This is a genomic window from Stenotrophomonas sp. As-7 (genome assembly GCF_030291015.1).
GTDB classification, from domain to species: domain Bacteria; phylum Pseudomonadota; class Gammaproteobacteria; order Xanthomonadales; family Xanthomonadaceae; genus Stenotrophomonas; species Stenotrophomonas lactitubi.
Window position 1 is genome coordinate 244,666 of sequence record NZ_CP127405.1, and the last position, 12,154, is coordinate 256,819.

Here is a 12,154-nt window from a genome sequence, read left to right on the forward strand (position 1 = left end):
ACCATACGGCCAAGGCTGAATTCGTAAAGATGCGGTGAAGGCCCGGGGGGTTATAGAATAGCGCCCCCTTTGCCTGAGCCTTGGCGCTAACCTCGATGCTCTTCAAGAATGTCTCGATTGCCGGCCTGGCTCACGTTGATGCGCCGCACACGCTGACGACCAAGGAAATCAACGAACGGCTGCAGCCGACGCTGGATCGCCTTGGTATCCGTACCGATGTCCTCGGCGATATCGCCGGCATCCACGCGCGCCGCCTGTGGGACAACGGCGTGCTGGCGTCCGACGCGGCCACCATGGCTGGCCGCAAGGCGCTGGAAGACGCAGGCATCGATGCGACGCAGGTGGGCCTGTTGATCAACACCTCGGTCAGCCGTGACTACCTGGAGCCGTCGACCGCGTCCATCGTGTCCGGCAACCTCGGTGTCAGCGACGAGTGCATGACCTTCGACGTCGCCAATGCCTGCCTGGCCTTCATCAACGGCATGGACATCGCGGCGCGCATGCTCGAGCGCGGCGAGATCGACTACGCGCTGGTGGTGGATGGCGAAACCGCCAACCTGGTGTACGAAAAGACCCTGGAGCGGATGACCGCGCCGGACGTCACCGCCGACGACTTCCGCAATGAGCTGGCGGCGCTGACCACCGGTTCCGGTGCGGCCGCGATGGTGATGGCCCGTTCGGAGCTGGTGCCCGACGCGCCGCGCTACAAGGGTGGCGTGACCCGTTCGGCCACCGAGTGGAACCAGCTGTGCCTGGGCAACCTGGACCGCATGGTCACCGACACCCGCATGCTGCTGATCGAGGGCATCAAGCTGGCCCAGAAGACCTTCACCGCCGCCAAGATCGCACTGGGCTGGGCGGTGGAAGAGCTGGACCAGTTCGTCATCCACCAGGTCAGCCAGCCGCACACCGCTGCGTTCATCAAGAATTTCGGCATCGACCCGAAGAAGGTCATGACCATCTTCGGCGAGCACGGCAACATCGGCCCGGCCTCGGTGCCGATCGTGCTGAGCAAGCTCAAGCAGCTGGGCAAGCTGAAGAAGGGCGATCGCATCGCGCTTCTGGGCATCGGCTCGGGCCTGAACTGCTCGATGGCCGAAGTGGTCTGGTAAGACCCTTCTGCCAGACTCCCTGTAGAGCCGAGCCCACGCTCGGCTCACGCGCGCAGCGCGGTTCTTCCGCGGCCTGACCGGAGAGCAGCCGAGCATCGGCTCGGCTCTACACTGCGCCGCGATTCTTCCAAGGTGCTCCGCATGCGCGATCTTCCCGGTTACCCCGCCCACCCGCAGCGTTTCGAGGTTCGCCCCGGCCTGTCGATGAACTATCTCGACGAAGGCCCGCGCGATGGCGAGGTAGTGGTGATGGTGCACGGCAACCCGTCGTGGAGCTATTACTGGCGCACGCTGGTGGCCGGCCTGTCGGACCGCTACCGCTGCATCGTGCCGGACCATATCGGCATGGGCCTGTCGGACAAGCCCGACGACAGCCGCTACGAGTACACGCTGCAGTCGCGCGTGGATGATCTGGATGCACTGCTGAAGCATCTGGGCATCACCGGCCCGGTGACCCTGGCCGTGCACGACTGGGGCGGCATGATCGGCTTCGGCTGGGCGCTGTCGCACCACGACCAGGTCAAGCGCCTGGTGGTGCTCAACACCGCCGCGTTCCCGATGCCGGCGGCGAAGAAGATGCCGTGGCAGATCGCGCTGGGGCGGCACTGGAAGATCGGCGAGTGGATCATCCGCACCTTCAATGCGTTCTCCTCCGGCGCGTCGTGGCTGGGCGTGGAGCGGAAGATGCCGGCCGACGTGCGCCGCGCCTATGTGTCGCCGTACAACAGCTACGCCAACCGCATCAGCACCATCCGCTTCATGCAGGACATCCCGCTGTCGCCGGCCGACAAGGCGTGGTCACTGCTGGAGCGTGCCGGCAAGGCGCTGCCGTCCTTCGCCGATCGTCCGGCCTTCCTCGGCTGGGGCCTGCGCGATTTCGTGTTCGACCACCACTTCCTGAAGGGCTTCCAGGCGGCGTTGCCGAAGGCGCAGGTACATGCCTTCGAGGATGCCGGCCACTACGTGCTGGAAGACAAGCATGAAGTGCTGGTGCCGGAGATCCGCGCGTTCCTGGACGCGAATCCGATCTGAGAGGTGTGCCGACCAACGGTCGGCATCCACCGGGAGAAGGAGTGGGTAGGTGTCGACCGTTGGTCGGCACGCCGGACTACGCCGCGATCGGGGCCTGCGGCGAGGGGCTGTTGCCGTTGTCGTCCGGGTGGTCGTCGTCGTTGCCTGCTTCATCGCGCCAGCGCCAGTCGGCCAGAGTCAGCGGATCCAGCCCATAGGCGATACGCGCCTTGTCGCACTGCGGGCTGGCCTTGCCGTATTCCCATGACGCATCCACTTCGCGGCACACGCTGGGCCGGTTGGGATGGATCGTGCAGCGCGAATAGACGCCGATCTGCGCATCCAGCGCCACGCAGCGCACCGGCTTGGAATGGGTGCCGCGCATGCACAGGCGATGCGGGTCGAGGACCTCGGTGAGCTGGTGCGGCACGCCGCCGGGGGTGACCTCGTCCGATTCCATCCAGTGGAAGGCCACGCGGTACTGGGTGCAGCAAGCGCCGCAGGTCATGCAGGGATGTTGCATGGGCAAGCCGCCTCGGGCGGCATCGGGAAAGGGACGAGGATGCGGATTTTCCACGCTGGCGGCCGCCGCGCAAGAAATTCCGTAAGCGGCGACAATGAACGGATGAACCGATCCTGCAATATCGCCGCGCGGCTGCCCGAGCTGGCGCGTGAACGCCCCGACCAGATCGCCATCCGCTGCCCCGGCCGCCGCGGCGCCGGCAACGGCATGGCGGCCTACGACGTGACCCTCGATTACCGCCAGCTGGACGCCCGCAGCGATGCGATGGCGGCCGGCCTGGCCGGCTACGGGATCGGCCGCGGGGTGCGTACGGTGGTGATGGTGCGGCCGTCGCCGGAGTTCTTCCTGTTGATGTTCGCCCTGTTCAAGCTGGGCGCGGTGCCGGTGCTGGTCGATCCGGGCATCGACAAGCGCGCGCTGAAGCAGTGCCTGGACGAGGCACAGCCGCAGGCCTTCATCGGTATCCCGCTGGCCCACGTGGCGCGGCTGGCGCTGCGCTGGGCGCCCTCGGCGACCCGTTTGGTCACGGTGGGCCGTCGGCTCGGCTGGGGCGGTACCACCCTGGCCGCGCTGGAGCGTGCCGGCGCCAACAGCGGCGCGATGCTGGCCGATACCGATGGCGAGGACACCGCGGCGATCCTGTTCACCAGCGGCTCCACCGGCGTGCCCAAGGGCGTGGTTTACCGCCACCGCCACTTCGTCGGCCAGATCGAGCTGCTGGGCAGCGCCTTCGGCATGGAGGCGGGTGGGGTGGATCTGCCGACCTTCCCGCCGTTTGCCCTGTTCGATCCCGCGCTGGGCCTGACCTCGGTCATTCCGGACATGGATCCGACCCGGCCGGCACAGGCCGACCCGGCGCGCCTGCATGACGCCATCCAGCGTTTCGGGGTGACCCAGCTGTTCGGCTCGCCTGCGTTGATGCGGGTGCTGGCACGGCATGGGCGGCCGCTGCCGTCGGTGACCCGGGTGACCTCCGCCGGTGCACCGGTGCCGCCGGACGTGGTGGCCACCATCCGCAGCCTGCTGCCGGCCGATGCCCAGTTCTGGACACCGTATGGCGCCACCGAGTGCCTGCCGGTGGCAGTGGTCGAGGGGCGCGAGCTGGAGCGTACGCGCGCGGCCACCGAGGGCGGTGCCGGCACCTGCGTCGGCAGCGTGGTCGCACCGAACGAGGTGCGCATCATCGCCATCGACGACGCGCCGCTGCCGGACTGGTCGCAGGCGCGCGTGCTGGCCGTGGGCGAGATCGGCGAGATCACCGTGGCCGGGCCGACCGCCACCGACAGTTATTTCAACCGCCCGCAGGCGACGGCGGCGGCGAAGATCAGCGAAACCCTGGCCGATGGCAGCGTCCGCATCGTGCATCGCATGGGCGATGTCGGCTACTTCGATGCGCAGGGGCGGCTGTGGTTCTGTGGCCGCAAGACCCATCGCGTGGAAACCGCGCACGGGCCGCTGTACACCGAACAGGTCGAGCCGGTGTTCAACACCGTGCCCGGGGTGGCACGCACCGCCTTGGTCGGCGTTGGCGCAGCCGGTGCGCAGGTGCCGGTGCTGTGCGTGGAGCTGCAGCGTGGCCAGTCCGACAGCCCTGCGTTGCGTGAGGCGCTGCATGCCACGGCCGCTGCGCGTCTGCCCGAGCTGACGCTGGAACACGTGCTGATGCACCCGGCGTTCCCCGTCGATATCCGTCACAACGCCAAGATCGGCCGCGAGAAGCTCGCCGTCTGGGCCCGCGCCGAACTGGAGAAGCGCGCATGAAGATCCTGGTCACCGGTGGTGGTGGGTTCCTTGGCCAGGCGCTGTGCCGTGGCCTGCTCGAACGTGGCCACCAGGTGCTGGCGTTCAACCGCAGCCATTACCCGGAACTGCAGGCGCTGGGCGTGGGCCAGATCCGCGGCGACCTGGCTGACCCGCAGGCAGTGCTGCATGCGGTGGCCGGCGTCGATGCGGTGTTCCACAACGGTGCCAAGGCCGGTGCCTGGGGCAGCTATGACAGCTATCACCAGGCCAACGTGGTCGGCACCGACAACGTCATCGCGGCCTGCCGCGCCCATGGCATCGGCAAGCTGGTCTACACCTCAACGCCCAGCGTGACCCATCGCGCCACGTACCCGGTGGAAGGACTGGGTGCGGACGAAGTCCCCTATGGCGAGGATTTCCAGGCGCCGTATGCAGCAACCAAGGCGATTGCCGAACAGCGGGTGCTGGCGGCCAACGACGCCACGCTGGCGACCGTGGCGCTGCGCCCGCGCCTGATCTGGGGCCCGGGTGACCAGCAGCTGGTGCCGCGCCTGGCCGAGCGTGCACGCGCTGGCCGCCTGCGCCTGGTGGGCGATGGCAACAACAAGGTCGACACCACCTACATCGACAACGCCGCGCTGGCGCATTTCCTCGCCTTCGAGGCGCTGGCACCGGGCGCTGCGTGCGCCGGCAAGGCGTACTTCATTTCCAATGGCGAGCCGCTGCCGATGCGCGAGCTGGTCAACAAGCTGCTGCAGGCGGTGGGCGCTCCAACCGTGGAGAAGGCGATCAGCTTCAAGACCGCGTATCGCATCGGCGCGATCTGCGAGCGGCTGTGGCCGCTGCTGCGCCTGCGTGGCGAGCCGCCGCTGACGCGCTTCCTGGCCGAGCAGCTGTGCACGCCGCACTGGTACAGCATGGAGCCGGCACGTCGTGATTTCGGCTACGTGCCGCAGGTCAGCATCGAAGAAGGACTGCGACGGCTGAAGGCGGCATCATGACGGCGGCATCACCGCGCTGAAGCCTTCATTACGCGCAGAGATCGCCATCACCGGTTGCACACCGGCAGATGCGCAGGATGGACACAACGCCACCCACGGCCGACCACCTGCGAGGAGTACCATGCTGCATTACGCCGTCATCTTCTTTGTCATCGCCATCATCGCCGCCGTGCTCGGCTTCTCCGGCATTGCCGGCGCCGCCAGCAACATCGCCTGGATCCTGTTCGTGGTGTTCCTGGTGCTGGCTGTGATCTCGATGTTCCGCAAGCGCACATGACCGCTTGAGCGGTAGTGCCGGCCGCTGGCCGGCAACCTCGACAACCCGGGGTTGCCGGCCAGCGGCCGGCACTACCAGCGCGCTGTTACCGCACCGCGCTGTGCAACCCGCGATCAGCGTCGTGCCGTTGCAGCGCCAGTTCGATCAGGCGGGTGATCAGGGTGGTGTAGTCCACGCCACTGGCACCCCACAGTTTCGGATACATGCTGATGCGGGTGAAGCCCGGCAGCGTGTTGACTTCGTTGATGATGATCCGGCCATCGGCGGTGAGGAAAACATCGACCCGCGCCATGCCCGCACACTCCAGTGCCTGGTAGGCCTGCAACGCGATCTGCTGGATACGCGCCTGCGTCGCCGCATCGATTGCGGCCGGCACCACCACCTCAGCGCCGTCTTCGTTGATGTACTTGGTGTCGTAGGCGTAGAACTCGTCGTGCAGTACAACCTCGCCACAGACGCTGGCCTGCGGCCGCTCGTTGCCGAGCACTGCACATTCGATCTCGCGGCCGACCACGGCCGATTCCACCAGGACCTTGTGGTCGTAGCGCAGCGCAGTCTGCAATGCCTCGGCGAAACCCTCTGCATCCTTGACCTTGCTCACGCCCACCGATGAGCCCTGGTTGGCCGGCTTGACGAACAGCGGCAGGCCAAGCGCTTCGATCAATGCCGCGACATCGACCGCATCGGCCTCGTGGCGACGGATGCACACCCAGGGCGCCACCTGCAGGCCCGCATCACGCAGCAGGCGCTTGGTCACGTCCTTGTCCATGGCCACCGCCGAGCCCAGCACCGGCGAACCGACGAAGGGCAGGTTGGCCATGCGCAGCAGCCCCTGCAGCGCACCGTCCTCGCCCAGCGGGCCGTGCACGATCGGCAACACCACATCGATCTGCCCCAGCGCGCTGCCCGCATCGGTCGGCTGCAGCTGTGCCTGCTCGGTACCCGGCAGCACCGCCAGCGCGGTACCGGAAGCATGCAGGGCGATGCGCGCCGGATCATCCGCATTGAGCAGGAAAGTATCCGGCTGGCTCAGGTGCCATTGGCCCTGCTTGTCGATGCCGACCAGCACCGGCTCGAAGCGCTCCCGATCCAGCGCATCGAGAATGTTCTTCGCCGACTGCAGCGAAACTTCGTGTTCGGAAGACCTGCCACCGAAGATGATGCCAACCCGGGTCCGTGCCATGGAAGTGCGATGTCCTGTGCGTTGCGTGGCTCCATAGCATGAACCTTCATCGGCCTTCCGCGTGAGGCACAGATGAACCAGAAATCCAGTCGCGCGTGTCATCCACGCATGGCCTGGATCTGCGTGTCGACCAAGGTCGACACCCACCAACAGCAGCAGAAGCCTGTCGAAGGCGGGGTGGGTCCGGTTGCGGGGGTGTCCGCGGCATGGATGCCGCGGCCAAGCCCCCAGGGATGGGTTTACGGCGTCCCCCGCAACCGGACCCACCCCGCCATTCCACAGATAGCCCGCCTTTGATGCTGATGTTGCCGTTGCCCTGGCCGTTGCGTCTGCGGGTGCCGGGCGGCAGCCCGGCCCAAGCCCCCCACCCACGCAGGTAGAATGCGCACATGGCTCTTTCCCTGCTCAAGTCCCTCAAGCCGGTCGCTGGCCGCGCTCTGCAGATCGCCCTGAACCGCGCGCTGGCGCTGGATCCGGATACCCGCCATGCACTGGCCAGCCTCGACGGTCGCCACATCGACCTGACCCTGGACGCGCCGCCGCTGGCGATGCGCATCAGCGTCGACGACACCCAGTTGCGGGTGGGCCCAGTAGATGCACAGGAAGCCGACCTGGCCGTGGGCAGCAGCCTGGCCGGCGTGCTGGCGCAGCTGCCGCTGCTGGCGCGTGCCCGCCAGGGCGCTGACAACGGCAAGGGCCGCGTGCGCGTGGCCGGCGACGCTGAACTGGCGCGCCGCCTGCAGCAACTGGCCAAGGGCTTCGATCCGGACTGGCAGCAGCCGTTCGTCAGCGTGTTCGGCGACGTGCTGGGCGTGCAGGTGGCCAACACCCTGCGCAGTGCCCTGCAGCACGCCCGCCAGGGCGCGATCGATCTGGCCCACAGCGCCGCTGAGTTCATCACCGAGGAATCGCGCGACGTGGTGCCACGTGCCGAACTGGATGCCTTCCACGACGACGTGGACGTACTGCGCGACGATGTCGAGCGCCTCGGCGCACGCGTGCAGCGCCTGCGGGGTGCCGCATGAAGGCGCTGCTGCGGGCCAGCCGCATCGGCCGGGTGATCCTGCGTTACCGCCTTGACGACCTGCTGCAGGACACGCCTGCAGAGCGCTGGCTGCGTCTGGCCAAGCCGTTCGTGCCGCGCGCTTCGGCCGACATCGCCGCACAGTCGCGCGGTGCGCGCCTGCGCCTGGCGCTGCAGGACCTGGGGCCGATCTTCGTCAAGTTCGGGCAGATCCTGTCGACCCGCCGCGATCTGGTGCCGCCGGATGTGGCCAATGAGCTGACCCTGCTGCAGGACCGGGTCAAGCCCTTCGACGGCGACGCGGCGCGCCGCATCGTCGAGGAAGCGCTCGGCCTGCCGGTCAGCGAAGCCTTCGCCAGTTTCGATACCGAACCGCTGGCCTCGGCGTCGATCGCGCAGGTACACGCGGCCACCCTGGCCGATGGCCGCCAGGTGGTGGTCAAGGTGCTGCGCCCGGGTATCGAGAAGCAGATCGACGCCGACATCGCCCTGCTCAACTCGCTGGCAACGCTGGTCGAGCGCACCCACCCGCGTGCCGACAAGATCCGCCCGCGCGAAGTGGTGGCCGAGGTCGAGAACACCCTGGCCGCCGAGCTGGACCTGCAGCGCGAAGGCGCCAACGCCAGCGTGCTGCGCCGCTTCTGGGAGAACTCCGACGACCTGTACGTGCCGGAAGTGATCTGGAGCCATACCGCCGAGCGCGCGCTGACCCTGGAGCGCGTATGGGGCATTCCCTCCGATGACATCGCCGCGCTGGACAAGGCCGGCATCGACCGCAAGGCGCTGGCTGCCAAGGGCGTACGGGTGTTCTACACCCAGGTGTTCCGCGACAACTTCTTCCATGCCGACGCGCACGCCGGCAACATCTGGGTCGACATCGATCCGGCACGCCGCGACAACCCGCGCTTCATCGCGCTGGACTTCGGCATCATGGGCCAGCTCTCGCAGGAAGATCAGTACTACCTGGCCGAGAATTTCATGGCCATCTTCAACCGCGATTACCGCCGCATCGCCGAACTGCACGTGCAGGCGCGCTGGATGCCCGACAACGTGCGCATCGATGATCTTGAAGCGGCGGTGCGCTCGGTGTGCGAGCCGTACTTCACCCGCCCGCTGTCGCAGATCTCGCTGGCCGAAGTGCTGATGAAGCTGTTCCGCGTGGCCCAGCGCTACCAGTTGACCCTGCAGCCGCAGTTGATCCTGCTGCAGAAGACCCTGCTCAACATCGAAGGCGTCGGCCGCCAGCTCGATCCGCAGATCGACATCTGGGCGGTGGCCAAGCCGGTGCTGGCGAAGATCCTGCGCGAGCGCTACAGCCCGCGCCGCGTGGTGCGCGAGATCGGCAAGCGCCTGCCGGAAATCATGACCCATGCACCGGACATGCCGCGCCTGGTGCACGCCTGGCTGACCCAGCAGGTGGAAGGCCGCCATGAACTGGCGATGCGTTCGCGCGATCTGGTCGCACTCGATGCCAGCCTGCAGCGGCTGCAGAAGCGCGCGGTCGGGGCGATCACCGGCGTCGGTCTGCTGGCGATCGCCGCATTGATGTACGTGCTGCAGCCGCCGGGCTGGTACTGGGGCGAGGTACCGGCGTGGAGCTGGGTGTCCGGTACCGTCGGCGTGTTCGCACTGGCGCGTGCGTGGTGGCGATGAGTGATGCGCTGAGCGCGCTCAAGCACGAGCTGGCGCAGTTCGGCAGTGACAACGATGCGCGCGAAACCGATCGTGGCCGGCGCATGCTCAACATCACCGCCGACACCGGTGAACTGCTGTCGGTGCTGGTGCGGTTCGGCAATGCCCGTCGCGTGCTGGAGATCGGCACGTCCAATGGCTATTCCACGCTGTGGCTGGCCGAGGCCGCCGCTGCCATTGATGGCAGGGTGACCACGCTGGAGTTCGCCGCCGACAAGGTGGCGATGGCCCGTGCGAATTTCGCGCGCAGTGGATTGGGTGAGCGCATCGAACAGGTCCACGCTGATGCCGGGCAGTGGCTGGCGCAGGCGGCCGATGGCTGCATCGACCTGCTGTTCCTGGATTCGGATCGCGGGCAGTACGCAGGCTGGTGGCCGCAGCTGCGCCGTGTACTGCGCCCCGGCGGCCTGCTGGTGGTCGACAACGCCACCTCGCATGCCGCTGAGATGGAGCCGCTGCGCGCCCTGCTGGCCGCCGACGCGGCGTTCACCACCAGCCTGGTGCCGGTGGGCAATGGCGAACTGCTGGCGCTGCGCAACGCCTGACTGCTTTACAGGTAGGTGCCAACCTTGGTTGGCACGCTATTGCCTGGCGCGCGGAGCAGCCGAGCGTGGGCTCGGCTCTACAGAGGGCAGGCCTTTATAATCGCGCGGTGAGTACCGAACCCGACACCCTCGCTGCGGTCGAGATTGAAACCGCGCCCCTGCAGCTGCTGCACCTGGATGAACGCCTGGCCGTGGTCAACAAGCCGGCCGGGCTGATGGTCCACGACAGCAAGCTGGCCCGTGGCGAAGATGATTTCCTCGCCGATCGCCTGCGCGAGCAGCTGGGTCGTCCGATCTTCCTGGTCCACCGCCTGGATCGCGCCACCAGCGGCTGCCTGCTGCTGGCCTTCGACCGCGACGCTGCCAGCATGCTGGGCAAGGCGCTGATGGGCGGCGAAGTGAGCAAGGACTATCTGGCGATCTGCCGCGGCTGGCCGGCCGAGGAGGCGTGGAAGGTCGACCATGATCTGGACGGCGGTCCGGGCAAGCCGGTGAAGAAGCCGGCGGTGACCGACTTCCAGCGTCTGGCGGCCGGCGAACTGTCGGTGCCAGTGGGGGAGTTCGCCAGTTCGCGCTATGCGCTGCTGCGCTGCCAGCCGCTGACGGGTCGCTTCCGGCAGATCCGCCGGCATCTGAAGCACCTGTCACATCACCTGATCGGCGATACCAGCCATGGTGATGGCCGGCACAACCGCAACTTCCGCATGCAGGGCGTGCACCGCATGCTGCTGCATGCGGAGCGGCTGCGCTTCCCGCATCCGGATGGCGGCATGGTGGACGTGCGCGCCCCGGTCGACGGTGAGTTCCAGAAGGCGCTGGACCTGTTCGGCTGGAGCCAGGACCTGTAGAGCCGAGCCCACGCTCGGCTGCGCTTCCCGGCGCTGCGCGCCGCCGCCCGAGCATGGGCTCGGGCGCTACGGAAATCCGGGTTGCCGGCCAGCGGCCGGCGCTACCTCACTTTTTTTCCGGCTCGTTGACGATCGCTTCCAGATCCTTCTGCAGATCGGCGAACAGCGGCTGCATGCGCGTCTGGATCGCCACCATCACGTTCTGCATCAGCGCCGGGGTCTTGTCGAGCAGGCTCTGGCCAGCCGGGCTCTCGTAGAACTCGGCCATGGCCAGCACGTCTTCCTTGCTGAAGGTCTTCTTGTACAGGTCCACGTACATCGGCCGCAGCTGCTGCCACGACAGTGCCTGGCGCAGGGTCTGGCTGGTACGCGCCTGGATGCGCTGCAGCTGTTCCTGCTGCTGGGCGTTGAGCTGGCGCTGTGCGGCCACCTGCTGGAACTGCTGCTGCTGCATCGCTTCGATCTGCGGCAGCATGGTGTCGATCATGCTCTGCGCACGCGAGGCCGACAGCAGGCGGTTGATGTCGCCATCGGTGGGCGCTGCGGCCAGCACCGGCGCGCTTGCTGCGGCCAGCACCAGCAGCAGGGTCGCGCGGCGCAACAGGGAGGGGAGCAAGCGGGTCATGCGGAGCGTCCTGCAGTACACGGGACCGCAAGCATACCCCCGGCAAAGGCGAAGGCGGCGTGTTCGGTGCCTGATCGGCGGCATACGGTGCGCGATGGCAGCCACGGCAACGCGGCTGCCGCTACAATGCGCGGATGGGCAACGGACCGGTCACCATCAGCGCGCAGCTTGAAATCCCCGACGGCGAGATCGTCGAGCGTTTCGTGCGTGCCAGTGGTGCCGGCGGCCAGAACGTCAACAAGGTCTCCACCGCGGTGGAACTGCGTTTCGACGTGGCCGGTTCGCCCTCGTTGCCCGAACCGTTGCGCGAGCGCCTGCTGGCGCGGCGCGACCGGCGCATGACCGGCGAAGGCGTGCTGGTCATCGACGCGCAACGGTTCCGCACCCAGGATCGCAATCGCGAGGATGCGCGCGAGCGGCTGGCGGCCTTCATCCAGGCCGGGCTGAGCGTGCCCAAACCACGCAAGGCCACCAAGCCGACCTTCGGGTCGAAACTGCGTCGTCTGGACGCCAAACGCGGGCGCGCGCAGATCAAGCGCGGGCGCTCATCACGTGACTGGGAGTGATTGC

13 protein-coding genes are annotated in these 12,154 nt (G+C 67.5%); 10 read left to right on the forward strand and 3 right to left on the reverse strand.

Going from position 1 to position 12,154, the window contains the following annotated elements; all coding sequences use genetic code 11:
• The first annotated feature begins 95 nt into the window (after positions 1 to 95).
• Both QP457_RS01080 and QP457_RS01085 read left to right on the forward strand, forming a co-directional pair.
• A complete protein-coding gene (locus tag QP457_RS01080) occupies positions 96 to 1,112 on the forward strand; it encodes a 3-oxoacyl-ACP synthase III (protein WP_025875853.1) in 1,017 nt (338 codons plus the stop codon).
• 141 nt (positions 1,113 to 1,253) lie between these two features.
• Positions 1,254 to 2,144 (forward strand): alpha/beta fold hydrolase, encoded by an 891-nt coding sequence (locus tag QP457_RS01085; protein WP_205406261.1) that lies wholly within the window; start codon positions 1,254 to 1,256, stop codon positions 2,142 to 2,144.
• A 76-nt stretch (positions 2,145 to 2,220) separates the two neighbouring features.
• Here the strand turns inward: QP457_RS01085 and QP457_RS01090 are convergent, their stop codons facing one another.
• Entirely contained in the window at positions 2,221 to 2,646 is a 426-nt protein-coding gene (locus QP457_RS01090; RefSeq protein ID WP_004135417.1) for a YkgJ family cysteine cluster protein, read from the reverse strand.
• Between the two features lie 102 nt (positions 2,647 to 2,748).
• On the opposite strand from QP457_RS01090, the gene oleC reads away from it, so the two are divergent.
• From oleC to QP457_RS01105, 3 genes are all read left to right on the forward strand, one after another.
• Positions 2,749 to 4,407, forward strand: coding sequence for an olefin beta-lactone synthetase (gene oleC, locus QP457_RS01095; RefSeq protein ID WP_205406260.1), 1,659 nt, complete (start codon positions 2,749 to 2,751; stop codon positions 4,405 to 4,407).
• Positions 4,404 to 5,390 (forward strand): 2-alkyl-3-oxoalkanoate reductase, encoded by a 987-nt coding sequence (oleD, locus tag QP457_RS01100; protein ID WP_205406259.1) that lies wholly within the window; start codon positions 4,404 to 4,406, stop codon positions 5,388 to 5,390. The genes oleC and oleD overlap by 4 nt, the downstream gene beginning before the upstream one ends.
• Positions 5,391 to 5,511: 121 nt before the next feature.
• A complete protein-coding gene (locus QP457_RS01105) occupies positions 5,512 to 5,667 on the forward strand; it encodes a DUF1328 domain-containing protein (RefSeq protein ID WP_025875842.1) in 156 nt (51 codons plus the stop codon).
• 85 nt (positions 5,668 to 5,752) lie between these two features.
• Here QP457_RS01105 and ddlA read toward each other — a convergent pair whose 3' ends face one another.
• Positions 5,753 to 6,850: a D-alanine--D-alanine ligase gene (ddlA, locus tag QP457_RS01110; RefSeq protein ID WP_205406258.1), complete on the reverse strand. Its 1,098-nt coding sequence runs from the start codon at positions 6,848 to 6,850 to the stop codon at positions 5,753 to 5,755.
• Between the two features lie 389 nt (positions 6,851 to 7,239).
• Between ddlA and QP457_RS01115 the strand changes: the two genes are divergently transcribed.
• The 4 genes from QP457_RS01115 to QP457_RS01130 all read left to right on the forward strand — a co-directional run bounded on the left by QP457_RS01115 (position 7,240) and on the right by QP457_RS01130 (position 10,959).
• Positions 7,240 to 7,875, forward strand: coding sequence for an SCP2 sterol-binding domain-containing protein (locus QP457_RS01115; RefSeq protein ID WP_205406257.1), 636 nt, complete (start codon positions 7,240 to 7,242; stop codon positions 7,873 to 7,875).
• Positions 7,872 to 9,527, forward strand: coding sequence for a ubiquinone biosynthesis regulatory protein kinase UbiB (gene ubiB / locus QP457_RS01120; RefSeq protein ID WP_205406256.1), 1,656 nt, complete (start codon positions 7,872 to 7,874; stop codon positions 9,525 to 9,527). The genes QP457_RS01115 and ubiB overlap by 4 nt, the downstream gene beginning before the upstream one ends.
• Positions 9,524 to 10,111, forward strand: coding sequence for an O-methyltransferase (locus tag QP457_RS01125; protein ID WP_180164516.1), 588 nt, complete (start codon positions 9,524 to 9,526; stop codon positions 10,109 to 10,111). Before ubiB ends, QP457_RS01125 begins: the two co-directional genes overlap by 4 nt.
• Before the next feature lie 107 nt (positions 10,112 to 10,218).
• On the forward strand, positions 10,219 to 10,959 hold the full coding sequence (locus QP457_RS01130; RefSeq protein ID WP_286041075.1) for a pseudouridine synthase: 741 nt from the start codon (positions 10,219 to 10,221) through the stop codon (positions 10,957 to 10,959).
• Between the two features lie 106 nt (positions 10,960 to 11,065).
• On the opposite strand, the gene QP457_RS01135 is transcribed toward QP457_RS01130, so the two are convergent.
• The gene (locus QP457_RS01135; protein ID WP_089241562.1) at positions 11,066 to 11,584 is read right to left on the reverse strand and encodes a DUF2059 domain-containing protein; all 519 of its coding nucleotides are present in this window, start codon (positions 11,582 to 11,584) and stop codon (positions 11,066 to 11,068) included.
• Between the two features lie 134 nt (positions 11,585 to 11,718).
• Here QP457_RS01135 and arfB point away from each other — a divergent pair, with 134 nt between their 5' ends.
• Complete coding sequence (gene arfB / locus QP457_RS01140) at positions 11,719 to 12,150, forward strand: alternative ribosome rescue aminoacyl-tRNA hydrolase ArfB (RefSeq protein WP_089241560.1); 432 nt, start codon at positions 11,719 to 11,721, stop codon at positions 12,148 to 12,150.
• Positions 12,151 to 12,154 lie beyond the last annotated feature (4 nt).

Bases quoted from the DNA above. Each gene is read 5' to 3' on its own strand.
- QP457_RS01080 (WP_025875853.1), top strand. From the start codon at position 96: ATGCTCTTCAAGAATGTCTCGATTGCCGGCCTGGCTCACGTTGATGCG.
- QP457_RS01085 (WP_205406261.1), top strand. From the start codon at position 1,254: ATGCGCGATCTTCCCGGTTACCCCGCCCACCCGCAGCGTTTCGAGGTT.
- QP457_RS01090 (WP_004135417.1), bottom strand. From the start codon at position 2,646: ATGCAACATCCCTGCATGACCTGCGGCGCTTGCTGCACCCAGTACCGC.
- oleC (WP_205406260.1), top strand. From the start codon at position 2,749: ATGAACCGATCCTGCAATATCGCCGCGCGGCTGCCCGAGCTGGCGCGT.
- oleD (WP_205406259.1), top strand. From the start codon at position 4,404: ATGAAGATCCTGGTCACCGGTGGTGGTGGGTTCCTTGGCCAGGCGCTG.
- QP457_RS01105 (WP_025875842.1), top strand. From the start codon at position 5,512: ATGCTGCATTACGCCGTCATCTTCTTTGTCATCGCCATCATCGCCGCC.
- ddlA (WP_205406258.1), bottom strand. From the start codon at position 6,850: ATGGCACGGACCCGGGTTGGCATCATCTTCGGTGGCAGGTCTTCCGAA.
- QP457_RS01115 (WP_205406257.1), top strand. From the start codon at position 7,240: ATGGCTCTTTCCCTGCTCAAGTCCCTCAAGCCGGTCGCTGGCCGCGCT.
- ubiB (WP_205406256.1), top strand. From the start codon at position 7,872: ATGAAGGCGCTGCTGCGGGCCAGCCGCATCGGCCGGGTGATCCTGCGT.
- QP457_RS01125 (WP_180164516.1), top strand. From the start codon at position 9,524: ATGAGTGATGCGCTGAGCGCGCTCAAGCACGAGCTGGCGCAGTTCGGC.
- QP457_RS01135 (WP_089241562.1), bottom strand. From the start codon at position 11,584: ATGACCCGCTTGCTCCCCTCCCTGTTGCGCCGCGCGACCCTGCTGCTG.
- arfB (WP_089241560.1), top strand. From the start codon at position 11,719: ATGGGCAACGGACCGGTCACCATCAGCGCGCAGCTTGAAATCCCCGAC.